At 72.6% G+C, this 24237-nt stretch carries 16 protein-coding genes; 3 read left to right on the top strand and 13 right to left on the bottom strand.

Features of this window, described 5'->3' with window-relative positions; translation table 11 throughout:
- Positions 1–3: 3 nt before the first annotated feature.
- The 3 genes from RLT58_RS10285 to RLT58_RS10295 form a co-directional block, all read right to left on the bottom strand.
- Positions 4–1860 (bottom strand): acetolactate synthase large subunit, encoded by a 1857-nt coding sequence (locus RLT58_RS10285; RefSeq protein ID WP_311310093.1) that lies wholly within the window; start codon positions 1858–1860, stop codon positions 4–6.
- A gap of 217 nt (positions 1861–2077) precedes the next feature.
- Entirely contained in the window at positions 2078–4906 is a 2829-nt protein-coding gene (locus RLT58_RS10290; RefSeq protein WP_399131856.1) for a putative bifunctional diguanylate cyclase/phosphodiesterase, read from the bottom strand.
- A gap of 285 nt (positions 4907–5191) precedes the next feature.
- Positions 5192–6154: a 2-hydroxyacid dehydrogenase gene (locus RLT58_RS10295; RefSeq protein WP_311310095.1), complete on the bottom strand. Its 963-nt coding sequence runs from the start codon at positions 6152–6154 to the stop codon at positions 5192–5194.
- Between the two features lie 113 nt (positions 6155–6267).
- Between RLT58_RS10295 and RLT58_RS10300 the strand changes: the two genes are divergently transcribed.
- The 3 genes from RLT58_RS10300 to RLT58_RS10310 all read left to right on the top strand — a co-directional run bounded on the left by RLT58_RS10300 (position 6268) and on the right by RLT58_RS10310 (position 8847).
- Entirely contained in the window at positions 6268–7224 is a 957-nt protein-coding gene (locus RLT58_RS10300) for an aldo/keto reductase (protein WP_311314464.1), read from the top strand.
- A 199-nt stretch (positions 7225–7423) separates the two neighbouring features.
- Positions 7424–8602 (top strand): PQQ-dependent sugar dehydrogenase, encoded by a 1179-nt coding sequence (locus RLT58_RS10305; RefSeq protein ID WP_399131859.1) that lies wholly within the window; start codon positions 7424–7426, stop codon positions 8600–8602.
- Positions 8603–8634: 32 nt separating this feature from the next.
- Positions 8635–8847 carry a DUF6191 domain-containing protein gene (locus RLT58_RS10310; protein ID WP_311310096.1) on the top strand — a complete coding sequence of 71 codons (213 nt, stop codon included), beginning with the start codon at positions 8635–8637 and terminating at the stop codon, positions 8845–8847.
- A gap of 42 nt (positions 8848–8889) precedes the next feature.
- Here the strand turns inward: RLT58_RS10310 and RLT58_RS10315 are convergent, their stop codons facing one another.
- The 10 genes from RLT58_RS10315 to RLT58_RS10360 form a co-directional block, all read right to left on the bottom strand.
- Positions 8890–12045, bottom strand: a complete 3156-nt coding sequence (locus tag RLT58_RS10315) for a helix-turn-helix transcriptional regulator (RefSeq protein WP_311314466.1) — start codon at positions 12043–12045, stop codon at positions 8890–8892.
- A gap of 56 nt (positions 12046–12101) precedes the next feature.
- Entirely contained in the window at positions 12102–12293 is a 192-nt protein-coding gene (locus tag RLT58_RS10320; RefSeq protein ID WP_311310097.1) for a hypothetical protein, read from the bottom strand.
- A 282-nt stretch (positions 12294–12575) separates the two neighbouring features.
- The gene (locus tag RLT58_RS10325; RefSeq protein ID WP_311310098.1) at positions 12576–13214 is read right to left on the bottom strand and encodes a hypothetical protein; all 639 of its coding nucleotides are present in this window, start codon (positions 13212–13214) and stop codon (positions 12576–12578) included.
- 53 nt (positions 13215–13267) lie between these two features.
- Positions 13268–15484, bottom strand: coding sequence for an MMPL family transporter (locus RLT58_RS10330; protein WP_311310099.1), 2217 nt, complete (start codon positions 15482–15484; stop codon positions 13268–13270).
- Positions 15485–15677: 193 nt separating this feature from the next.
- A complete protein-coding gene (locus RLT58_RS10335) occupies positions 15678–17786 on the bottom strand; it encodes a phosphocholine-specific phospholipase C (RefSeq protein WP_311310100.1) in 2109 nt (702 codons plus the stop codon).
- A 197-nt stretch (positions 17787–17983) separates the two neighbouring features.
- Positions 17984–19492: an Asp-tRNA(Asn)/Glu-tRNA(Gln) amidotransferase subunit GatB gene (gene gatB, locus RLT58_RS10340; protein WP_311310101.1), complete on the bottom strand. Its 1509-nt coding sequence runs from the start codon at positions 19490–19492 to the stop codon at positions 17984–17986.
- Positions 19493–19508: 16 nt separating this feature from the next.
- Positions 19509–19742 (bottom strand): hypothetical protein, encoded by a 234-nt coding sequence (locus RLT58_RS10345; RefSeq protein ID WP_311314467.1) that lies wholly within the window; start codon positions 19740–19742, stop codon positions 19509–19511.
- Between the two features lie 5 nt (positions 19743–19747).
- Complete coding sequence (gatA, locus tag RLT58_RS10350) at positions 19748–21250, bottom strand: Asp-tRNA(Asn)/Glu-tRNA(Gln) amidotransferase subunit GatA (protein WP_311310102.1); 1503 nt, start codon at positions 21248–21250, stop codon at positions 19748–19750.
- Positions 21251–21255: 5 nt separating this feature from the next.
- Entirely contained in the window at positions 21256–21552 is a 297-nt protein-coding gene (gene gatC / locus RLT58_RS10355; protein WP_003966094.1) for an Asp-tRNA(Asn)/Glu-tRNA(Gln) amidotransferase subunit GatC, read from the bottom strand.
- Positions 21553–21868: 316 nt separating this feature from the next.
- Positions 21869–24040, bottom strand: coding sequence for a putative bifunctional diguanylate cyclase/phosphodiesterase (locus RLT58_RS10360; RefSeq protein ID WP_311310103.1), 2172 nt, complete (start codon positions 24038–24040; stop codon positions 21869–21871).
- Positions 24041–24237: the final 197 nt, after the last annotated feature.

The following is a 24237-nucleotide window of genomic DNA, read 5'->3' on the forward strand; positions in this document are numbered from 1 at the left end:
CTCTCAGTCGTCTTCGTTGTCGCCGAAGTCGGGGCGGACGCCGCGTGCTGCCATGACCTCGTCGTTGGAGGTGCCGGCGGCGACCATCGGCCACACCATGGCGTCCTCGTGGACGATGAAGTCGATGACGACCGGGCGGTCGTTGATCGCGTTGGCCTCGGCGATGACCTTGTCCAGGTCGGCCGGGTCCTCGCAGCGGATCGCGTAGCAGCCCATGGCCTCGGACAGCTTGACGAAGTCCGGGACGCGGGTGCCCCTGGCGGCGTTGCCGTCCGCGTCCGGGCCGGAGTGCAGCACGGTGTTGGAGTACCGCTGGTTGTAGAACAGGGTCTGCCACTGGCGGACCATCCCGAGCGCGCCGTTGTTGATGATGGCGATCTTGACCGGGATGTTGTTCAGGGCGCAGGTGGTGAGCTCCTGATTGGTCATCTGGAAGCAGCCGTCGCCGTCGATCGCCCAGACCGTGCGGTCCGGCATGCCGGCCTTGGCGCCCATCGCGGCCGGGACCGCGTAGCCCATCGTCCCGGCACCGCCGGAGTTCAGCCAGGTGGCGGGCTGCTCGTACTGGATGAAGTGCGAGGCCCACATCTGGTGCTGGCCGACACCCGCCGCGAAGATCGTGCCCTCGGGGGCGAGTTCACCGATGCGCTGGATGACCTGCTGCGGCGAGAGGCTGCCGTCGTCGGGCAGGTCGTAGCCGACCGGGTAGGTCTCGCGCCAGCGGTTGAGGTCCTTCCACCAGGCGCCGTAGTCGCCGGTGTTGCCCTCCGTGTGCTCGGCCTGAACGGCCTGGACGAGGTCGGCGATGACCTCGCGGGCGTCACCGACGATCGGCACGTCGGCGGCGCGGTTCTTGCCGATCTCGGCCGGGTCGATGTCCGCATGGACGATCTTGGCGTACGGGGCGAAGCTGTCCAGCTTGCCGGTGACCCGGTCGTCGAAGCGGGCGCCGAGGGCGACGATCAGGTCGGCCTTCTGCAGCGCGGTGACGGCGGTGACCGAACCGTGCATGCCGGGCATTCCCACGTGCAGCGGGTGGCTGTCGGGGAAGGAGCCGAGCGCCATCAGGGTGGTGGTGACGGGCGCTCCGGTGAGCTCGGCCAGGACCTTCAGCTCGGCGGTGGCGCCGGCCTTCATGACGCCGCCGCCCACGTACAGCACCGGGCGCTTGGCCTGGGCGATGAGCTTGGCGGCCTCGCGGATCTGCTTGGCGTGCGGCTTGGTGACCGGGCGGTAGCCCGGCAGGTCCATCACCGGCGGCCAGCTGAAGGTGGTCTTCGACTGCAGCGCGTCCTTGGCGATGTCGACGAGGACCGGCCCCGGGCGGCCGGTGGAGGCGATGTGGAACGCCTCGGCGATCGTGTGCGCGATGTCCTCGGCGCGGGTGACCAGGAAGTTGTGCTTCGTGATCGGCATGGTGATGCCGCAGATGTCGGCTTCCTGGAAGGCGTCCGTACCGATGGCGCCGGAGGCCACCTGGCCGGTGATCGCGACCATCGGCACGGAGTCCATGGCCGCGTCGGCGATCGGGGTGACGAGGTTGGTGGCGCCGGGGCCCGAGGTGACCATGCAGACACCGACCTTGCCGGTGGCCTGCGCGTAGCCGGTGGCCGCGTGGCCCGCGCCCTGCTCGTGGCGGACCAGGATGTGGCGGACCCGGGTGGAGTCCATCAGCGGGTCGTACGCCGGGAGGATGCAGCCGCCGGGGAGGCCGAATACCGTGTCGGCCCCGACTTCCTCGAGAGAGCGGATGAGGGACTGCGCGCCCGTGAGGTGCTCAACGGAGGCGGAGGACGGTCCGCCGTTACGGGCCCGCGGCTGGGGATGGTGGGCCCCGGTGGCCTGCTCGGTCATCGGCATTCTCTTCTCGAAGCTGAGGGTTATTGCGAGTGTTTTACGACGGTTTGCGTGGTGCCGGTGCAACAAAAAACCCCTCGTGCCGGGAGGCAAGCGAGGGGAGCGCGTCGGGGCGGGGTGCAGAGTGTCATCGAGGGACTCTGCTTCAGCCGACGCGCTTTCCAAGTACGAGAATTCGGGTGCGCATGGCATTGACCCTCTCTCCGACGCACTCGGCGTGTCAAGTGGGTGGGACGGACGTCTCACCATGTGAGCCGCTGAGCAGGGGGATCGAGCCGCCCGCCAGGACCGGCTGGGCGGCCGTGCTGCCGGGCACCGGGAACTCGCCGCGGGCCAGGGCGCGGCGCAGCCGGTACTCGTCCAGAGGCCCGGAGAAGGCCATCCCCTGGCCGTGCGTACAGCCCATCGCGCGCAGCGCCAGGACCTGCTCCGGGACGTCCACGCCGTCGGCCACGGACTGCATCCCGAGGTCGCAGGCGATCCGCAGCAGGCCGCTGGTGATCTTGTGCAGCCGGGCGGACTCGACGACGCCCTCGACCAGGCCGCGGTCCAGTTTCAGTACGTCGATGGGGAGCCGGCGCAGGGCGTTGATCGCGGCGTAACCGCTGCCGAAGCCGTCGAGCGCGATCCGTACGCCGAGCCGGCGCAGGGCGACCAGGCGCTGTTCCAGGTCGTCGAAGGAGACCCGGGAGTCGCTGTCGGCGACCTCGATCATGAGCGCCCCGGACGGCAGTCCGTACCGGGTGAGCAGGGCCTCCACGGAGCTGAACGGCATCCCCTTGTCGAGCAGCCGGCGGGCGGAGAGCCGGACGGCCACGGAGACCTGGTGTCCGGCCCTGGCCCGGTCGGCGGCCTGCTCGACGGCCTCCTCCAGGAGCCAGCGGCCCAGCTCGGCGGTGCGGTCGCTGTCCTCGGCGATACGGAGGAACTCGGCGGGGGTGAAAAGGATGCCCTGGGCGGAGCGCCAGCGGGCCTGGGCGGCGACGGCCGCGACCGTACCGCTGGCGAGGTGCACCACGGGCTGGTGGAGCAGCGCGAACTCGCCGTCGCGCAGGGCGGTGCGCAGCCGGGCCGTGAGCTCGGAGCGGCGCACCACCTCGGCCTGCATCTGCGGGGCGTACAGCTCGACGCGGTCCTTGCCGCCGGCCTTGGCGCGGTACATGGCGAGGTCCGCGTTGCGCATGAGGTCGTTGGGGGTGATGCCGGGCTCGGCGAAGGCGACGCCGATGGAGGCGGTGACCCGGACCTCGCCGGCGCCGATGCGGTACGGCTCGGAGAGCGTGAGGCGCAGCCGGTCGGCGATCTCGTGGACCTGGTACTCCCGGGCGCCCTGGTCGCGGCCGCCGTCGCCGACGATCAGGGCCGCGAACTCGTCGCCCCCGAGGCGGGCCGCGGTGTCCCCGGCCCGTACGGAGTCCTGGAGGCGGCGGGCCGCCTGGATCAGCAGCTCGTCGCCCGCCTGGTGGCCCAGCCGGTCGTTGGCGGCCTTGAAGCCGTCGAGGTCGATGAAGAGCACGGCGGTGCCCGCGTCGCCCGCCCTGCGGCCGCCCAGTGCCTGGCGGACGCGGTTGGTGAACAGCGCCCGGTTGGGCAGGTCGGTGAGCGGGTCGTGCTCGGCGTTGTGCTGCAACTGGGCCTGGAGCCGGACCCGTTCGGTGACGTCGCGGCTGTTGAGGATCAGGCCGCCCTGGTGGCGGTTGACGGTGGACTCGACGTTCAGCCAGTCGCCGGACCCGGACCGGAAGCGGCACTCGATCCGGGTGGTGGGTTCCTCGCCCGGCGGGGCGGCGAGGAACCGCCGCACCTCGTGGACCACCCGCCCCAGGTCGTCGGGATGGATGATCGAGGACAGCTCGGCGCCGACCAGGTCGTCCGCGTCGCGCCCGTAGACACCGGCGGCGGCGGGGCTGACGTAGCGCAGTATGCCGGTGGGGGCGGCGATCATGATGACATCGCTGGAGCCCTGCACCAGGGAGCGGAAGTGGTTCTCCTTCTGGGCCAGTTCCTGGGTGAGGGCGATGTTGTCGACGAGCATGATGCCCTGCCGGACGACGAGGGCGAGCACCACCGTGCACCCGGTGAAGACGACGACCCGGTCCACCCGGCGGCCCTCGATCACGTTGTACAGGATGCCCAGGGTGCAGACGGCGGCGGCGAGATAGGGCGTCAGCGCGGCCAGTGAGCCCGCGATGGGGCGGCTGGCGGTGAGTGATCCGGCGGGCCGCGCCTGGACAGCGTTGTCCTCCTCGCGGCCGGCGCCCCAGGGCGCGTACGCCAGGAGCAGCGAGCCGGCGAACCAGCCGGCGTCGAGCAGCTGGCCGGAGTGGTAGGTCTGGCGCAGCAGGGGCGAGGTGAACAGGGCGTCGCACAGCACGGTCAGGGCGAGCGCGGCGATGGCGGTGTTCACCGCGGCGCGGTTGACGCTGGAGCGCCGGAAGTGCAGCGCGAGGACCATGGAGACGAGCACGATGTCGAGCAGCGGATAGGCCAGCGAGAGCGCCGCGCGGGCCACGCTGGCGCCCTCGACGTCCGCCATGTGCGCGGTGTGGGCGAGGGCGAGGCTCCAGGAGAGGGTGAGGAGCGATCCGCCGATCAGCCAGGAGTCCAGGACCAGGCACACCCAGCCGGCCCGGGTGACGGGGCGCTTGGCGAGGACGAGCAGTCCGACGATGGCGGGCGGCGCGAAGCAGAGGTAGAACAGGTCGGCCAGGGAGGGGCTGGGCACCTCGACCCCGCGCACGAACTCGTACCAGCCCCAGACCCCGTTGCCCCCCGCGGCCATCAGTGAGGAGACGGAGAACAGCAGCCAGGCGGGCCGGAATCTGTTCTCAGCGGAGCGGGCGAACAGGAAGCAGGAGACCGCGGCGACCAGGGCGGCGGCGCTGAGGCCGAAGTCGCCCATGAAGAGCGCCACTTGCTCCGATCCCCAGCCCATGGCCGCACCCACCGCGTATCCGGCGCAGACGAGGCCGAGGAGGAGCTGGGGGAGCAGCGCCGGCGCCCGGCCCACGGCCTGCTGCCGGGTCAGGAACGCTCCGCGCGTGCTCACCGGGGTGCCCCCGAGGTCGCCGGCCGGCTGCGGCGGCGGCGCACCGGCCGTACCACCGGCCGCCGTCGGCCGCCCTGCCGTGTCGGATCGTTCGCCCATCGGCCGTACATCGCCCGTCGCCCCCCTCGCGTGTGGCTTCCTCCCCCGCGCCGCCCCTTCCACGACGCAGCCCCCCTTTCGGGACGATACACCAGACTCGTCACGCAGGGACATAGTTCCTCTACTCTCCGTGACGACCTGGGGTGTTGTCGGTACGGAGCGCACTCGATCCCGCTCGGAGCGTGTTCAGCCGGTGGTACGCACGACGTTGTGCACCGGCTCCCCCGCGGCGAAGCGGCTGAGCTGTCCGGCGATCAGACGCTTGGCGCGCGGCATGAACGCCGAGGTGCTGCCGCCGACATGCGGAGTGATCAGGACGTTCGGAGCATGCCAGAGGGGGTGGCCGGACGGCAGCGGTTCCGGGTCGGTGACGTCGAGAGCGGCCCGCAGCCGGCCGGACTCGAGTTCGGACAGCAGGGCCTTGGTGTCCACGACGCCGCCCCGGGCGACGTTCACCAGCAGTGCCCCGTCCCGCATGGCCGCGAGGAAGTCCGCGCCGACCAGCCCCTGTGTGGAGGGGTTGAGCGGGGTGGACAGGATGACGACGTCGGCCTCGGGCAACAGTGCGGGAAGGTCGTCGAGCGTGTGTACGGGCCCGCGTGCGGTGGTCCGCGCGGAGCGCGCGACGCGCGCCACCCGCGCGCACTCGAAGGGCGTGAGCCGGTCCTCGATGGCGGATCCGATCGAGCCGTACCCCACGATCAGCACGGACTTGTCGGCGAGCGCCGGGTAGAAGCCGGAGCGCCACTCCTCGTTGTCCTGGCCGTGCACGAAGCCGGGAAAGCCGCGCAGGGAGGCGAGGACGAGCGCGAGGGCGAGTTCGGCCGTGGACGCCTCGTGGACGCCTTTGGCGTTGCACAGGCGCACCCCGGCGGGCAGCAGTCCGAGCCCCGGCTCGACGTGGTCGATGCCTGCGGAGAGGGTCTGCACGACCTGGACCCCGGTCATCTCCCGCAGCGGGCGCACCGCGACCTGCGGGCCCTTCATGTACGGGACGACGTAGAAGGCACAGTGCGCGGGGTCGGCGGGGAAGTCCTGCCCGCCGTCCCAGAGGCGGTAGCCGAGGCCCTCGGGAAGGCCCTCGATCTCGTCGGCGGGGACGGGCAGCCAGACGTCGGGGACGGCGGCGGAGCGCGTGGTGGAAGTCATGGTCAGGAGGCTATGCGAAGCCCGGCGCGACGCAGAGGTTAGTTTTGGGGCTGCGGTGCGAGGGAGGGTTCGGGGAGTTGGAGCGCAGGAGTCTCGGTGCGGCGGCGCTCGCCGTGGGCGCGGTCGGTCTCGGCTGCATGCCGATGAGCTGGGCGTACAGCGCCTCCCAGCAGCGCGGTGACCGCGCGTTGCGTGCGGTGCACGCGGCGCTCGACGCGGGCGTCGATCTGCTGGACACCGCCGACATGTACGGCCCGTTCACCAACGAGCTGCTGGTGGGGCGGGCCCTGAAGGGACGCCGCGCGGACGCCTTCGTCTCCACCAAGTGCGGTCTGCTGGTGGGCGATCAGCACATCGTGGCGAACGGCAGGCCGGGGTACGTACGACGGGCCTGCGACGCCTCGCTGCGGCGGCTGCAGACCGATGTGATCGACCTGTACCAACTGCACCGGGCCGACCCCGAGGTGCCCGTCGAGGAGACCTGGGGCGCGATGGCGGAGCTGGTGGGTGCGGGGAAGGTGCGGGCGCTGGGGCTGTGCGCGGTCGGTGCGCGGGCCGCGCGCCGGCCGGGGGCCCGGATGCATGACGGAACGATCCGGCAGCTGGAGCGGGTGCAGCAGGTCTTCCCGGTGAGCGCGGTGCAGGCGGAGCTCTCGGTGTGGTCGCCGCAGGCGCTGGAGGCGCTGCTTCCGTGGTGTGCGGCGCGCGGGGTGGGGGTGCTGGCGGCGATGCCGCTGGGCAACGGCTATCTGACGGGGACGCTCACACCGGGGCAGGGCTTCGAGCCGGAGGATCTGCGGGCCAGGCATCCTCGGTTCACCGCCGAGATGATGGCGGCGAACCAGCCGGTGGTGGTGGGGCTGCGGCGGATCGCGGAGCGGCACGGGGCGACGCCCGCGCAGGTGGCGCTGGCCTGGGTGCTGCGGCAGGGGCCGCAGGTGGTTCCGGTGCCGGGGGCCAAGCGGGAGCGGTGGGCCGTGGAGAACGCGGGGGCGGCCGGGCTGATGCTGACGGCGCGGGACCTGGCGGAGATCGAGCGGCTGCCGGCGGCGCGGGAGTCCTGGGACTGAGCGCGGCGCCCGCCGGCCGCCGCGTTCACCCGCGTGCGAGAAATCCGGCGGGCTTCGGGAACCTGCGGCCCGCCCGCGGTGTAAGAACAGTAGACAGGCGGCCGTCGAAGGGATCGGTGCGGTGTTCGGATCAGAGCAGGACCCGGTGGGGCGTCGTGGGGCGCCCGGCGGGACGGGTCGCGGGGCGCGGCGGGGTGCGGTGGCCGTGCTGGCGGCCGGCGCCCTGATGCTGGCCGCGGGGTGTTCCTCCCAGGAGGGCATGGAGAGCTCGGCGGGTCAGGGGGCGAGTTCGCCGGCCGGGTCGCCCGCCGCCTCGTCCGGGCGGACGGCGTCGCCGTCCGCCTCGCGCCCGGCGGCCGATCTGCCGCCCGCGAAGGGCTCGGTGAAGGTGGTGTCGACGCTCACCGAGGGGCTGGAGTCGCCGTGGGGCCTGGCGGAGCTGCCGGGCGGTGATCTGCTGGTGGGCTCGCGGGACAAGGGCACGATCACCCGGGTCGACGCGAAGAGCGGGAAGAAGACCCGGGTGGGGACCGTGCCCGGTGTGGCTCCGGACGGCGAGGGCGGGCTGCTGGGCATCGCCGTCTCCCCCGATTTCGGCACGGACCATCTGGTGTACGCCTACTTCACCACCGCGTCGGACAACCGCATCGCCCGCATGCTCTACGACGAGAACGGGACGACGCCGGGCCAGCAGCTCGGCGCCCCGGACACGATTCTGCGCGGCATCCCCAAGGGCACCATCCACAACGGCGGCCGGATCGCCTTCGGCCCGGACCACATGCTCTACGCGGGCACGGGCGAGACCGGGGACGACGGCCGCGCCCAGGACAAGAGTTCACTGGCGGGCAAGATCCTGCGGATGACGCCGGACGGCGAGCCGCTGCACGGCAATCCGCAGGCCGACTCCGTGGTGTATTCGTACGGTCACCGCAATGTGCAGGGGCTCGCCTGGGACAGCCACAAGCAGCTCTGGGCGTCCGAGTTCGGCCAGGACACGTGGGACGAGCTGAACCGGATCGTGCCCGGCGGGAACTACGGCTGGCCGGATGTCGAGGGCACGGCCCACAAGGCGGGTTTCCGCGATCCCGTGGCACAGTGGAAGACGTCCGAGGCGTCGCCGAGCGGCATCGCCTTCGTCAAGGGCTCGGTCTGGATGGCCGGTCTGCGGGGCGAACGGCTCTGGCGGATCCCGTTGTCCGGTGAGGCGGAGAAGGAACCTCTCGCCGCCCCCCAGTCGTTCCTGGAAGGGAAGTACGGCCGTCTGCGCACCGTGCTCGCGGCGGGCGGCGACAAGCTCTGGCTCGTCACGAGCGAGACGGACACCCGCGGCACCCCCGGGCCGGGAGACGACAAGATCCTGGTGGCCCAGGTGCGCTAGCGGAATACAGCAGGCGGAAGGGTGCGCGGCCCGTGTTCAATTTCTTCGAGGAACTCTTCGCACCCGGCCGCAAGCACGCCGCCGAGGAGCAGAAGCGGCTGGAGCTGACCCGGGTGGACCTCGGCGTCGGCGACCCCGCCCGGGGCCCGATCGACCTCACCTCGGGCAAGGTCGTCATCCGCCGCCGCGACGACGGCGACGAGCCCGCCGAGGCGGACGGGGACGACGACGGCACGGACGGGTGACCTCGTGGGCCGGGCGGGCCGCCCCGGGGCGCGGGGTCCGGGTCAGGAGTTCTCCGGCATCCGGTAGAGCCGCAGCCGGTGGGCGAGGGCGGCGGCCTCGCCCCGGCCGGCCACCCCGAGCTTGGCCAGGATGTTGGAGACGTGGACGCTCGCGGTCTTGGGTGAGATGTAGAGCTCCTCGGCGATCCGCCGGTTGGTGAGGCCGGCGGCGACGAGCCGGTGCACGTCCTGTTCGCGCGGGGTCAGCCCGAAGGACTCCACGGCGGCGGCAGCGGCGGCGCGGAGCTGCTCCTCGGAGTGGTCCCGGCCCGGCGGCTCCCCGGTGGCTCCGGAGCCGTCGGGGACCAGCACCGCGACGGGGATCTCGCCCTCCTCCCCCGGTCCGGAAGCCGTGCCGGCGGCGGTGAGGGGGATGCGGGCGCGGCCCGCCAGCAGCTCGATGGTCTCGGTGAGCGGGCGGGCCCGCAGTCGTACGGCGGTGCCATGGGCCTCGCGCAGCAGGGAGGTGGCCGTGGCCCGGTCGCCCTGGGCGGTGAGCAGGGACTCCGCCCAGCGGTGGCGGATCTGGGCCAGTTCGTACGGGCGGTGCAGCGGGGCGAACTCCCGGGCGGCGCGCTCCCAGTGATCGGGGGTGTCCAGGCCCTCGGCCCTGGCGAGTTCCGCGTCGATGAGCAGCCCGTAGGCGGCCCAGACGGGCACGAGGGCGGGCAGCCGCTTGAGATGGGTCCGGACGAGGGCCAGGACGGCCGGCCGGCCCGGCTCGGTGGCGGGCAGGCCCCGGGCGTCGGCCTCGGCCGCCGCGATGACATGGAGCAGCGGGAAGGCGTACCGCTGGATGCCGGTCGGGAAGCCCTCTTCCGCCTGGGCCTCGAAGGCGGCCCGGGCGTCGGCGAGGCGGCCCTGCTGCACGGCGAGCATGATCGTGTGCCGGACGGGGTTGATGAAGTGCTGCGGCTGCGGATCGCTGTGGCCGAAGTGCTGCTGGGCCAGGGCCAGCTGCCGTTCGGCCTCGGCGAGGTCGCCCCGGGCCAGCGCCACTTCCGTGCGGCGGCCCGCCACCAGCCCCTGCGGCTTGCGGGAGAGCGCCACGCGGGCCGCGGCGTCCGTGGTGGCGATGGCCTCGTCCCAGCGGCCCAGGGAGAACAGCGACATCGCCTGGTTGGTGCGGACCCAGGCCTCCATGTCCGCGACGCCGTGGCTGTGGCAGACCTCGATGCCGTGATCGGCGGCGGCCACCGCCTCCAGGGAACGGCCCATGGCCTCCAGGGTGGAGGGGAGGTTGATGCCGGCGCGGCCCATGATGCCGACGAGACCCAGCCGGTCGGCCCGGTCGCGGACGCTGTACATCTCGGCGATGCCCTCGTCGACGGCCCCGGCGTCGGCGTTCAGCCAGCCCCGGGTGAGCCGCGCGTGCAGCTCGATGTACTCGTCGCCGACCAGCCGGGCGTACTCCACGGCCCGGTCGGCGGCGGCCAGGGTCTCGGCGCCGGGCCGGTGCAGCGCGCCCCAGCCGGCCACGCTCATCAGCACGTCCGCGTGCACGGCCGACGGGGGCAGGCCGCGCACCAGCCGCTCGGCCGTGGCCAGTTCCTCCCAGCCGTCGCCCCGGGTGAGGTCCTGGACGAGGCGGGAGCGCTGGACCCAGAACCAGGCGGCGCGCAGGGCGTCCTCCTCGCTGTCCAGGACGCGCAGGGCCTTCTTGCAGATGGCCAGGGCCCGTTCGCGCTCGCTGCCGAAGCGGGCGGCGACGGTGGCCTCGGCCATCAGGTCGAGATACCGCAGCGGGGTGGAGCCGTCGCAGCCGCAGGCGGGGTAGACCTCGGCGTAGTCGATGGGGCGCAGGGTGCTGCGCACCTCTTCGGGGGCGTCGTCCCACAGCTCCATCGCCCGCTCCAGCAGCCGCAGTTGCTCGGCGTAGGCGTTGCGGTGGCGCGCCTCGACGGAGGCCTTCAGGACGGCGGGCAGGGCCTTGGCCGGGTCGTGTGCCCCGTACCAGTAGCTGGCGAGGCGGGTGGCGCGCTCGCCCTCCCGTACGAGGGTGGGGTCGGCCTCCAGGGCCTGGGCGTAGCGGCGGTTGAGCCGGGAGCGTTCGCCCGGGAGCAGGTCGTCGCTGACGGCCTCGCGGACCAGGGAGTGCCGGAAGCGGTAGCCGTTGCCCTCCGGGGTGGTGAGCAGGAGGTTGGCGCCGACGGCTCCCCGCAGGGCTTCGATGAGCTCGTCCTCGCCGAGGCCGGCGACGGCGGCGAGCAGCTCGTACTCGACGGTGGAGCCGCCTTCGGCGACGATCCTGGCGACCCGCTGGGCGTCGTCGGAGAGTGCCTCGACACGGACCAGCAGGAGGTCGCGCAGCGAGTCGGGCAGTCCGGCACCGGCCCCGCACTCCAGGGTGCAGGCCAGCTCCTCGACGAAGAAGGCGTTGCCGTCGGAGCGCTCGAAGATCTCGTCCACCAGGGCGGGTTCGGGTGTCTCGGCGAGGATGCCGGTGAGCTGGCGGCGGACCTCGGCCCGGTTGAAGCGGGCGAGCTCGATGCGGCGGACGGTGCGCAGCCGGTCCAGCTCGGCCAGCAGGGGGCGCAGCGGGTGGCGGCGGTGGATGTCGTCGGCCCGGTAGGTGCCGATGACCACGAGGCGGCCGGAGCGCAGCGTGCGGAAGAGGTAGGCCAGGAGGTGGCGGGTGGAGGAGTCTGCCCAGTGCAGGTCCTCCAGGACGAGCACGACCGTGCGGTCGGCGGAGATGCGCTCCAGCAGCCGGGCGGTGAGTTCGAAGAGGCGGGCGGTGCCGTGCTCGTCGGCGGCGTCGCGGCGGGCCTCGCCGAGTTCGGGCAGGAGCCGGGCCAGCTCGCGCTCCTGGCCGGCGCAGGCGGCGGCCATCTCGTCGGGCAGGGTGCGCAGCAGGCCGCGCAGAGCCGTGGAGAAGGGGGCGTACGGCAGGCCGTCGGCGCCGATCTCGACGCAGCCGCCGACGGCGACGACGGCCTCGTTGCGGACGGCGAAGGCGAGGAACTCCTCGACCAGCCGGGTCTTGCCGACCCCGGCCTCGCCCCCGATGAGCAGCGCCTGCGGCTCACCGCCGAGACCGCCGGCGTGGCCGGCGGTCTCGGCGGTGGCGCGGGCGAGCGCATCGGTGAGCGCGGTGAGTTCACCTGCGCGGCCGACGAACACGGGACTGACTGACCTGGTCTCCACGTCGCCGAGCATCGCACACAGGTCCGACAACGCGGATCCGGGAAGCGGGGCGGGCACCTTCGTCGCCCTTACGCGGCGTGCGTGAAGTGCTCCCGGCCCCGGTCCGTACTCACCGTCCTCTCGCCTTCCTGGCGTACGGAGCCGCGCGCCGCCCGGCGCGCGTCCCGGCGGGCCAGCCGGGCGGCCCGGACCAGCCGCTCGCGGTCGGCGCGGCGGATGAGTTCGGCTTCGCGGATCTTCTGCAGCTCCAGCTCGTACATGTGAATCCCCCTGGTGACGGGCCCGTTGGGCCTCGGTGGCGGCAGTTCCTCTGCCGTGCCACCACTCTCGTCCCCCAGGGGGGTGCGCCGCATCGGGCGAGTTCCGCATCTGCGGCGGCCGGGGGCCTTAGGCGGGGGCCCCGGCCGCCGCAGAGGAGCGGAGGAGGGGGCCTCGGATGCCTTAGGCCGTGCCCGGGGCCGCCCTAGGGCGTGTCGTCAAACTGGTGTCGTCGCCCGGCAGACGCCAGTTTGACGACACGCCCTAGGCGGGTGCGGGGGTTCCTAGCCCGCCGACGGGGTCGCCGCCGTGGGCAGGGCGACGATCAGGTCGAAGTACATGCCGACGGCGATCAGGATGCCGAGGACACCGAGTGCGATGCCGCCCCTGGCCACCGCGCGCACCCAGCCCGCCTGGGGGTGCGCGGCGGGGGCGCCGAACAGCGGACGGACCAGGACGAAGACGCCGACCAGCAGGGCGAGCAGGCCGAAGAGGCCGTTGACGAGCGCGGTGGCGTGCCAGGCGTCGCCGTAGATCTCGGAGATCTGCTGGGCGGCCGAGCCGCCGGACGAGGTCTTGATCTGGCCGATGAGGGTCTCGCGCTCCGCGGCGACCCGGCCGCTCCAGGCTCCGGTGAGCGAGACGATCCCGAGTCCGGCGGCGACGACGGCCGCCGCGGCCGCACCGAGACCGGCGGACTCCTGGCCGGCCGCGCTGTCGTCGTCGTAGGAGTCCGCGGCGTCGGGTCCGGCGTCCGGGTCCTGCTCCGCGCTCTGGGACGCGGCCCCCCGGCTCTCCTCGGCGTGCTGCTCCGCCGCCTGCTCGGGGGCGGTGTCGGTGACGGCCTTCTCCGTCGTCGTCTTCTTCTCCTCGTCGCCCTCGGCGACGGGAGCGGTGGGAGTGGTGGGAGTCGTGGGGTTCATCTGCCGCACGCTAGGTGCCGCAGATGAGAACCCTCTTAACGAGGGCGCGCCGGTCAGTGGACGCGCTGCGCGGCCTCGTCGTGCTCGGGTGCGGCGGCCTCCGGGATCCGCGCGTGCGGGGCCCGGCACTCGGGCGGCTCGATGCTCAGCCGGGGCAGCCGGCGGTCCAGCCAGCCGGGCAGCCACCAGTTGGCCCCGCCCAGCAGATGCATCAGGGCCGGGACGAGCAGGGTGCGCAGGACGAAGGCGTCCAGGGCGACGGCGGCGGCCAGCGCGATGCCGAACATCGCGATGACCCGGTCGCCGCTGAGCACGAAGGCGAGGAAGACCGAGATCATGATCACAGCGGCCGAGTTGATCACCCGGCTGGTCTCGGCGAGGCCGACCCGGACCGCCCGCCGGTTGTCGCCGGTCTCCAGCCACTCCTCGTACATCCGGCCGACCAGGAACACCTGGTAGTCCATGGAGAGGCCGAAGAGCACGGAGACCATGATCACCGGCAGGAAGGGCTCGATGGGGCCCGCGCTGCCCAGGCCCAGCAGCTCGCTCCCCCAGCCCCACTGGAAGATCGCGACGACCACGCCGAACGACGAGGCGACCGCCGCGACGTTCATCGCGGCCGCCTTCAGCGGGATGCCGACGGACCGGAAGGCCATCAGCAGGAGCAGACAGCCGAGCCCTATGACCACGCCGATGAAGAGCGGGAGCTTGCCGACGATGATCCCGGCGAAGTCGTCGTAGCTGGCCGTCACCCCGCCCACATGGGTCTCCAGCGAGGTGTTGTCCGCCGCCTCCGGCAGGACGTCCGTGCGCAGCCGGTCGACGAGGGCGCTGGTCTGCCGGGACTGCGGGGCGGAGTCCGGGACGACGGTGACGTACGCGGTGTCGCCGCTGGAGTTGTAGGTGACCGGGTAGGCCCAGGCGACCCCTTCGGTGGCCCGCAGGGTCGCGGGCAGGGCGTCCATGGCGAGCCGGTCGTCGGCGCCGTCGAGGTGCGCGGCGACGGTCAGCGGCCCGTTGACGCCGGGACCGAAGCCGTCGGCGAGCAGGTCGTAGGCCTGCCGGGTGGTCGAGGTCTTCGCGTTGTTGCCCTGGTCGGAGCTGCCCAGGTGGAGCGCGAAGGTGGGCAGCGCGAGGACCAGCATCACCGCGGCGGCGACGGCGCCGAGCAGCTTGGGGTGCCGCTCGACGAAGGCGGACCAGCGGGCGGCGAACCCGGTGGGCGGTTCGGGCTGCGGGCCGTGCGCGGCCAGCCGGGCGCGCTCGCGTCTGCTGAGCGCCCGCATCCCGATGAGGGAGAGCAGGGCGGGCAGCAGGGTCACGGAGGCGGCGACGGTCAGCACGACCGTGAGCGAGGCGGCGACGGCGACACCGTTGAGGAAGCTCAGCCGCAGGATCAGCATGCCGAGCAGGGCGATGCAGACGGTGGCACCGGCGAAGACGACCGCCCGGCCGGTGGTGGCGACCGCGTGCTGCGCGGCCTCGGGCACGGTCATGCCGCGCCGCAGCCCTCTGCGGTGCCGGGTGACGATGAAAAGCGCGTAGTCGATGCCGACGCCGAGCCCTATCAGCATCCCCAGCATGGGCGCGAAGTCGGCGACGGTCATCACATGACCGAGCAGCACGATGCCCGCGTACGCCGTGCCGACCGAGACCAGCGCGGTGGCGATGGGCAGCATGCTGGCGGCGAGCGATCCGAAGGCGAGGAAGAGCACGACGGCCGCGACGACCACCCCGATGGCCTCGCTGAGATGAGCGGCGGGCGCCTCGGTGAGGGCGATGGCCGAGCCGCCCAGTTCGACGCGGAGGTGGTCGCTCTCGGCGGCCTTCGCGGTGTCCACGACCGCCCGGGCCTGTTCGACCGGTACGTCGTCGGCCCGCCGGTCGAAGGTGACGGTGGCGTACGCGGTGTGCCCGTCCGTGCTGATCTGTCCGCCGCCGGCCTGGGTGTACGGCCCCTCGACGGCTCCGACGCCCGGCAGCCGCTCGACGGCGTGCAGGGTCCGGGTCATCTTCTGCTCGACGTCGGCGGCGCGCACGGTGGAGCCGGCGGTGTGCCAGACGATGGTGTCGGTGTCGCCGCCGAGGTCCTTGAAGCCGCTCTTCAACAGCTCGGCGGCCCGGCCGGATTCGGTGCCGGGCGCCTCGTAGTCGTTGGTGTACGCGGAACCCGCGAAGCCCGCGGCGGCGGCCGTGCCGCCGAGGGCGCACAGCCAGATGAGAACGGCGAGAAGGCGGTGCGTGACGCACCAGCGGGCGATGGCAGCCAAGGGACGTGCTCCCTGCGGGTTCGTGGACCTTTACCCGCAGATAATGTGATCTGCCCGTAAACGCCTCATGACCTGAGAACGCCACTCTGACAGCAGAAGGTGATCCTTTGTCCCTTTCGTGGCCATGGTCACAGGGCCTGGTCCGTTTGCCGCACAGGGCGGGACGGATCAGGCCCGGTGACCGCCGGCCGGATCAGCCCGAGACACTCGCGCGGCCGTTCTCGATGTGTCCCATCAGCCGCCGGCGGAAGCCGTCCTCGCCCTCGGCCGTGACGGCGAGGTCGTACCAGCCGTGGGCGTCGGCCGCCGAGTGCACGACCGTACGGCTGCGGCCGGGCTTGACGGTGACCCGGCGGGTCCAGTTCCGCAGGTCGTCCTCGTCGACGTAGCCGAGCGGCCGGACCAGGAAGGTCAGGGTCCGGCGGCCGGTGTTGCGCAGGGTGAGGTGCAGGTCCCGGTCGCGGACGTCGATCCGGGTGGCGACCTCCGCCGCGCCGTCGGCAGGTCCCTCGAACTCGCGCCGGAAGCCGTTGGGACCCGTGACCGTGAAGCGGTACGCCTCCCCCGTCAGCGGGACGGTCCAGTGCCCGGTGCCCCGGACGTCCTGGTGCTGCGGGGCCGGGAACTCACCCGCGTACGGGTAGAGCGCGAAGTGCGCCGAGGCCCTGCCGCTGTTGCCGAGCTCCACCCGCAGACCGCCGCCCGCCCGCCGGGCCTGGGCGTCGGGCTGGTAGGGCAGCGGACGCGCCGGGCGGGCGCCGGGCTCCTGCTCGGGCAGGTGCTGGACGGCGGGCGGCTTCGGCTGCCAGCGGCCGCTGAGCGGCGGGATCACCCCGGGCCGCTCCACGGCGGGCTGCCGCCGGGGCCGGGTGAAGTCGAAGGCGGAGGTGAGATCGCCGGTGACACGGCGCCGCCAGTCGCTGATGTTGGGCTCCTTCACGCCGGTCCAGCGCTCCAGGAAGCGGATGACCGAGGTGTGGTCGAAGACCTCGGAGCAGACGTAGCCGCCGACGGTCCACGGCGAGACGACGAGCAGCGGCACCCGGATCCCGAGCCCGGTGGGACGGCCCTCCCACTGCTCGTCGGTCACCTCGGGCGGTGCCACGGGCGGCGGCACGTGGTCGAAGAAGCCGTCGTTCTCGTCGTAGTTGATCAGTACGGCGGTGTGCCGCCACACGTCCGGGTGCTTACCGAGCGCGTCGAGGATCTTGTACACGACGGTGGCGCTGTGCACCGGCGAGGAGACGCTCGGGTGCTCGGAGTCGATCGCCGAGGGGACCAGGTAGGAGACCTCCGGCAGCGTGCCGGCCGCCACGTCCTTGGCGAACTCCTCGGCCAGCGTCCCGGTCGGCACCCGGCGCAGCGCCCGCTCGAACAGGCTGCGCTCCTTCGCGGTGAGCGTGGCCACGCCCTCCTCCAGGAGTCCGAGCAGCCGCTCCCGTTCGGCCGCGGACGCGCCCCGGACCTTCGCGTAGAAGGACTCCATGTAGGTGTGCCCGCCCGTCCTGGCGAGCGCCTTGCGGGCGACGGCCTTGAAGGTGGCGTAGAACTCGATCTGGTTGTCGGTGAAGTTCTCCCACTCGGTGTACGTCCGCCAGCTGCGCCCGGCCTTCTCCAGCCGTTCGGCATAGGTGGACCAGTCGTAGCCGGGGTGGGTGCCCTCGTCGTACGCGTCGTTGCCGACGGCCCGCTTCCCGTTCGGCTCGAAGCCGGTCTTCCCGCTCCACAGGTGGTTGCGGTTGGGGCTGGTGGAGCTGTGGATCGAGGAGTGGTAGGCGTCGCAGACGGTGAAGGTGTCGGCCAGCTCGTAGTGCAGCGGGATGTCACGGCGGTCGTAGTACGCCATGGTCGCCGCGGTCTTCGCGCTGATCCAGCCGTTCATCCAGCCGCCGCCCCAGGCCTTCGCCCCGCCGTTCCAGGAGTGGTCGAGAGCGCCGATGTACTGGAGGTCCTTCTTCTGCTCCTCGGCCGCCCCGCGCACCGGGAAGGGCAGCACGGTGGAGCCGGCCGCGCCGGGCTGCTCGAACACCGTCCCGCCGGCGGGCAGCTCGATGGCGTTGCGGTCACCGAATCCCCGGACCCCGCGCAGGGTGCCGAAGTAGTGGTCGAAGGAACGGTTCTCCTGCATCAGGATCACCACATGTCTGATGTCCCGCAGCCCTCCCCCGCCGGGCCCCGCGTGGGCGGGCTGCGCGGCGATGGCCGCCTGGAGCGACGGCGGCAGGAACGATCCGGCCGCAGCGGCGCCGAGCGCACCGCCGCCCAGGGCGAAGAGCCGTCGCCGTGACATGTCCGTGGTCAAAAGAGCCTCCCCATTCGGTGGTTACAGCCGGGAAGCTAATCAGCCCAGGTGGCGGCGGGAAGGACTGCGCGCGGACCCGTGGTGAACGTCCAACAGGTCGGCACCGAAAGTCCAAACGGCGTCCGTACGCCCGAAGGGGCGGTGCGCCCGCAGTACGGGTGCACCGCCCCTTCGGGGACGCGCGGGGCGGCGGGGGCTCAGCCCTCGACGCCGAGCTTCTCCAGGATCAGCTCACGCACCCGGGCGGCGTCCGCCTGGCCCCGGGTGGCCTTCATGACGGCGCCGACGAGCGCCCCGGCCGCCGCGACCTTGCCGCCGCGGATCTTGTCCGCGACGGCGGCGTTGCCCGCGATGGCCTCGTCCACGGCCGCGGACAGGGCGCCCTCGTCGGAGACGACCTTCAGGCCGCGCTTCTCGACGACGGTGTCCGGGTCGCCCTCGCCCGCGAGGACGCCTTCGAGGACCTGCCGGGCCAGCTTGTCGTTGAGGTCGCCCGCGGCGACGAGCTCGGCGACCCGGGCGACCTGCGCCGGGGTGACGGGCAGCTCGTCGAGGCCGCGGCCGGTCTCGTTGGCGTTACGGGCCAGCTCGCCCATCCACCACTTGCGGGCCTGGTCCGACGGCGCGCCCGCCTCGATCGTGGCGACGATCAGCTCGACCGCGCCCGCGTTGAGGATGGACTGCATGTCGTGCTCCGAGATGCCCCACTCCTCCTTGAGCCGGGCACGGCGCAGCCGCGGCAGCTCGGGGAGCCCCTTGCGCAGCTCCTCGACCCACTCCCGGGCCGGGGCGACCGGCACGAGGTCGGGCTCGGGGAAGTAGCGGTAGTCCTCGGCGTTGTCCTTGATGCGGCCGGCCGTGGTGGAGCCGTCCTCCTCGTGGAAGTGCCGGGTCTCCTGCACGATCGTGCCGCCGGAGTTCAGCACCGCGGCATGGCGCTGGATCTCGAAGCGGGCGGCCCGCTCGACGGAACGCAGGGAGTTCACGTTCTTCGTCTCGGAGCGGGTGCCGAACTTCTCGGTGCCGTTCGGGCGCAGCGACAGGTTGACGTCGCAGCGCATCTGGCCCATCTCCATGCGGGCCTCCGAGACACCGAGCGCCTTGATGAGCTCGCGGAGCTCGGCGACGTACGCCTTGGCGACCTCGGGGGCGCGTGCGCCCGCTCCCTCGATCGGCTTGGTGACGATCTCGATGAGCGGGATGCCCGCGCGGTTGTAGTCGAGCAGGGAGTGGGACGCGCCGTGGATACGGCCGGTGGCGCCGCCGACGTGCGTCGACTTGCCGGTGTCCTCCTCCATGTGGGCGCGCTCGATCTGCACCCGGAAGATCTCCCCGTCCTCCAGCTGGACGTCCAGATAGCCGTCGAAGGCGATCGGCTCGTCGTACTGGGAGGTCTGGAAGTTCTTCGGCATGTCCGGATAGAAGTAGTTCTTCCGGGCGAAGCGGCACCACTCGGCGATCTCGCAGTTCAGCGCGAGACCGATCTTGATGGCCGACTCGACGCCGATCTCGTTGACCACCGGCAGCGCGCCGGGCAGCCCGAGGCAGACCGGGCAGGTCTGCGAGTTGGCGTCCTGCTTGAGCTCGGTGGAGCAGCCGCAGAACATCTTGGTCTTGGTGCCGAGCTCCACATGGACCTCGAGGCCCATGACGGGGTCGTACGTCGCGAGGGCGTCCTCGTACGACTCCAGGTCGATGACAGTCACGGTGAAACTTTCCCTCTCAGCCCAGCAGGACGTCGTCGTCGCCGAGACGCTTCAGTTCGCGATAGAGGATCGCGAGGCCGGTGACGATGGCGGCGGCGGACACCGCGGCGTCGATGAGCCGCAGCACGTCGTTGTCGTTGCGCGCGAGCTTCGCCTGCTTGGCGACGCTGATCGCGCCGAACGCGGTGCTGCCGAGCGATACGTACAGCCCGGTCTTCGACTTCTTGAAGTTCTTGGCCTGCTTTGCCATGGCACTCACAACGACGGAGCCTCCTCGAGCAGTGGGTGCCCCCACTTTTCCACGAACGCGGCCTCGACGGCGGCTCCGACCTTGTACAGCCGGTCGTCCTTCATGGCGGGGGCGATGATCTGCAGCCCGACCGGCAGGCCGTCCTCGGGCGCCAGGCCGCAGGGCAGCGACATGGCGGCGTTGCCGGCCAGGTTGGTCGGAATGGTGCACAGGTCGGCCAGGTACATCGCCATCGGGTCGTCGGCGCGCTCGCCGATCGGGAAGGCGGTGGTGGGCGTCGTCGGGGAGACGATCACGTCGACCTGCTCGAAGGCCTTCTCGAAGTCCTGGGTGATCAGGGTGCGGACCTTCTGCGCCGAGCCGTAGTACGCGTCGTAGTAGCCGGAGCTCAGCGCGTACGTGCCCAGGATGATGCGGCGCTTGACCTCGTCGCCGAAGCCGGCCTCGCGGGTGAGCGCGGTGACCTCCTCGGCGGACTTGGTGCCGTCGTCGCCGACCCGCAGCCCGTAGCGCATCGCGTCGAACCGGGCGAGGTTCGAGGAGCACTCGGACGGCGCGATCAGGTAGTACGCCGACAGGCCGAGGTCGAAGGACGGGCAGTCCAGCTCGACGACCGCGGCGCCCAGCGACTTCAGCAGCTCGACGGACTCGTCGAAGCGCTGGAGCACACCGGCCTGGTAGCCCTCGCCGCGGAACTGCTTGACGACGCCGACGCGCATGCCCTGCACGGAGCCGTTGCGCGCGGCCTCGACGACCGGCGGGACCGGGGCGTCGATGGACGTCGAGTCCAGCGGGTCGTGCCCGGCGATGGCCTCGTGCAGCAGCGCCGCGTCCAGGACCGTACGGGCGCAGGGCCCGCCCTGGTCGAGGGAGGACGAGAAGGCCACCATGCCGTAGCGCGAGACGCCGCCGTAGGTGGGCTTGACGCCGACGGTGCCGGTGACGGCGGCGGGCTGGCGGATGGAGCCGCCGGTGTCCGTGCCGATGGCGAGCGGGGCCTCGAACGACGCGAGGGCGGCCGAGGAGCCGCCGCCGGAGCCGCCCGGGATGCGGGTGAGGTCCCAGGGGTTGCCGGTCGGGCCGTAGGCGCTGTTCTCGGTGGAGGACCCCATGGCGAACTCGTCCATGTTGGTCTTGCCGAGGATGACGACGTCGGCGGCGCGCAGCTTCTGCGTGAGCGTGGCGTCGTAGGGCGGGACCCAGCCCTCGAGGATCTTGGAACCGACGGTGGTCGGCATGTCCTTGGTGGTGAAGATGTCCTTCAGCGCGAGCGGGACGCCGGCCAGCGGGCCGAGCTTCTCGCCGGCGGCCCTCTTGGCGTCGACGGCGCGGGCCTGCGCGAGCGCGCCCTCGCGGTCGATGTGCAGGAAGGCGTGGACCTTCTCGTCGACGGCGTCGATCCGGGCCAGGTGGGCCTCGGTGACCTCGACGGCCGTGAGCTCGCCGGACGCGATCCTCGCGGCGACCTCGGCGGCGGTGAGCTTGATGATGGTGCTGATGTCCGTCATGGCTGTTAGTCCTCCCCCAGGATCTGCGGCACCTTGAAACGCTGCTGCTCCTGGGCAGGGGCGCCGGAGAGCGCCTGCGCGGGGGTGAGCGACGGACGGACCTCGTCCGCCCGCATGACGTTGGTCAGCGGCAGCGGGTGGGAGGTCGGCGGTACGTCTTGGTCGGCGACCTCGGAGACGCGGGCGACCGCGCCGATGATGTCGTCGAGCTGACCGGCGAAGTGATCGAGCTCTTCGCCCTTCAGCTCCAGACGCGCCAGCCGGGCGAGGTGGGCGACCTCCTCGCGCGTGATGCCAGGCATGCAGCGATCCTCAGGGGTTGGTGTGTGGTTTTGGCTGGGGCCGGCGGCACATGTCCACCGTCCGTCCGAAGGACGGGCCGCGCGGCGTCCGGTGCGTGCGATCGCAAGGCGCCGGAGCGCCCTCGTGACGGAGCCACGTGGGCGTTTCGGCGACGCGGCGAGCGTGCGTGCCAGGCGTCGCGCGGCAGGTGGAAATGTGCCGTCGGCCCCCAATCCTATGGGGTCGCCCCCACCGGCCGAGGCCACCGTCCGGAAACCGGTCGCCCGCACCGGCCGCGGCTGCCGCCGGGCGTCCCGGGCCCGGTCCCGTCGCGGCCTACGTCGCCGCGGGCCGTGAGTCGGCCGTCCGCCCGGACGGGCGCTGCTCCAGCTCCGGCGTCACCGCCGCGGTGACGCCCGCTGCTGCGGCTGCCGCGGCGGCCGCAGCGGCCAGCTCCGCGGGCCGCCGCCAGCCGTGCTCGCCCCGCGCCCGCAGCCACGCCGTCGTCTCCTGCGCCGGCATCGCGGCCGCCACCAGCCAGCCCTGCACCGCGTCGCACCGCAGGTCCCGCAGCCGCTCCCAGGTCTCGTCGTCCTCGACGCCCTCCGCGACGACCAGCAGCCCGAGCGAGTGCGCCAGGTCGATCGTGCAGCGGACGATCTCGGCGTCCTCGTGGTCGATGGCGAGCCGGGCCACGAAGGAGCGGTCGATCTTGAGCTCGCTGACCGGCAGCCGGCGCAGATGGACCAGCGAGGAGTACCCCGTGCCGAAGTCGTCCAGGGACATCTTCACGCCGTGCCCCGTCAGCCCGGCCAGGGTGTCGGCGGCCCGCTGCGGGTCCTCCAGCAGCACGTGCTCCGTTATCTCCAGCTGGAGCGCGCCGGCCGGGACGCCGTGCCGGGCCAGCCGGGCCGCGACGCCCCCGGCGAATCCGGGGGTGTGCACGTCGCGCGGGGAGACGTTGACCGCGACCGGGACGAAGAGGCCCTGCGCCCGCCAGCGGGCGACCTGCGCGAGCGCCGTCTCCAGGACGTACTCCGTGAGGTGCGGCATCAGCCCCGAGGACTCGGCGATGGCGATGAACTCGTCCGGGGGGACGCGTCCGCGCTCCGGGTGCACCCAGCGCACCAGCGCCTCCAGCCCGGCCACCTGCCCGTCGAAGCGGACCTTCGGCTGGTAGTGGAGCTCCACCTCGCCGGCGTCCAGTGCCCGGCGCAGGTCGCCGAGGAGGCCGAGCCGGTCCGGGGTGTTGCTGTCGCGCTTGGACTCGTACACCTCCACGCCCGTGCGGTCGCGCTTGGCCTGGTACATCGCCACGTCCGCGCGCCGCAGCAGCCCCTCCGCGTCCAGCGCGTGGTCGGGGTAGACGGCGACGCCCGCGCTGGCCTCCAGGACCAGCGTGAGCCCGTCCAGGTCGAGGGCGGAGGAGAGTGCGGCGACCAGGTGGCGGGCGACCCGCTGGGCGCTGGTGGTGGAGTCGGCGGTCGGCAGCAGGACGGCGAACTCGTCGCCGCCGAGCCGGGCCGCCTCCGCGCCGCGCGGCAGGGCGAGCCGCAGCCGGTCCGCTATCTGCAGCAGCAGCCGGTCCCCGGCCAGATGGCCGAGGGTGTCGTTGACCGCCCGGAAGCGGTCGAGGTCGATCAGGACGAGGCCGACCCGGCTGCCGGTGGACTCGGCCTCCTCCAGCGCCGTCCAGGTGCGCTCCAGCAGCCACTGCCGGTTCGGCAGCCCGGTCAGCGGGTCGCGCAGCTGCTCCTCGGCCCGGGCGCGGGCGATCCAGAGCGTGGAGTCCAGGGCGATGAGCGGGACCGCGAAGAGCGGCAGCAGGACGGGCATGGCCATCGCGACGACGCAAATCAGCGGGGCGATGCCGAGCAGGGCGACCGCGACCAGTCCCTGGCGCAGCAGGGCCGTCCGGGCGACCGTCGGCAGTCCGCCGCTCTGCTGGGCCCGGGCGTACCACAGCAGGACCCGGGTGACGAGCAGATACGTGGAGGCGGCCAGCAGGACTTCCGGGACGGCGTCGATCCCCCAGTCGAGTGGCTGCCAGGGCGATTCGACGGTCTGCACCTCGCCGAACGCGGCCAGCACCAGGGCCGCCGCCCCCACCCCGAGGATGTCCACCGCCCCGTGCAGCAGCCCCTGCCACCAGCGGTGTCTGCGGGCGACGCCGACGAGGACGACCACGACCAGGCTCACCAGCCCGGCGGGCACCCAGCCGTAGAGCAGCAGCACGGCCAGGGTGAGCGCGGCGCCGGAGCCGGTGCCGCCCCACCAGCGGTCGCGGCCGAGCGCGACGAGATGGCCGACGACGATCCCGGTGAGGACGGCGAGCGACCAGCCGGCCCTGCCGCCGGGGAAGAGGGCGTGTCCGCCGCTCAGCGCCCGGTAGAAGCCGGCCGCGAGCTGGAGGGTGGCGAGCGCCACCACGACGGCACCCACTTTGGGCGTGAGGCCGACGAAACCTTGCAGCCGCGACACCGGTGCGGCGTTTTCGGTCGGTTTCATTCCGTCCCTCTCACAGCCGGCGGTGCCGATGTCACCCGATGGTTCCGTTCCGTGCCACCGCGCACGCTCCCACCCGGCGGCCGGGTTCCGCGGGCGCATCTCCCAACAGTAGGCCGCAGAAGGCTTCTACGGGCAGCGGTCGACAGCTCTTGCCCGAATGCGAACCGACTGTCCGTCAGCATCTGCTATGCGCCGAC

It is taken from the genome of Streptomyces sp. ITFR-16, assembly GCF_031844705.1.
GTDB lineage: Bacteria > Actinomycetota > Actinomycetes > Streptomycetales > Streptomycetaceae > Streptomyces.

Coding starts and splice junctions, on each gene's coding strand:
- RLT58_RS10285 (WP_311310093.1), bottom strand. CDS start 1,860: ATGCCGATGACCGAGCAGGCCACCGGGGCCCACCATCCCCAGCCGCGG.
- RLT58_RS10295 (WP_311310095.1), bottom strand. CDS start 6,154: ATGACTTCCACCACGCGCTCCGCCGCCGTCCCCGACGTCTGGCTGCCC.
- RLT58_RS10315 (WP_311314466.1), bottom strand. CDS start 12,045: ATGCTCGGCGACGTGGAGACCAGGTCAGTCAGTCCCGTGTTCGTCGGC.
- RLT58_RS10320 (WP_311310097.1), bottom strand. CDS start 12,293: ATGTACGAGCTGGAGCTGCAGAAGATCCGCGAAGCCGAACTCATCCGC.
- RLT58_RS10325 (WP_311310098.1), bottom strand. CDS start 13,214: ATGAACCCCACGACTCCCACCACTCCCACCGCTCCCGTCGCCGAGGGC.
- RLT58_RS10345 (WP_311314467.1), bottom strand. CDS start 19,742: ATGGCAAAGCAGGCCAAGAACTTCAAGAAGTCGAAGACCGGGCTGTAC.
- gatA (WP_311310102.1), bottom strand. CDS start 21,250: ATGACGGACATCAGCACCATCATCAAGCTCACCGCCGCCGAGGTCGCC.
- gatC (WP_003966094.1), bottom strand. CDS start 21,552: ATGCCTGGCATCACGCGCGAGGAGGTCGCCCACCTCGCCCGGCTGGCG.
- RLT58_RS10360 (WP_311310103.1), bottom strand. CDS start 24,040: ATGAAACCGACCGAAAACGCCGCACCGGTGTCGCGGCTGCAAGGTTTC.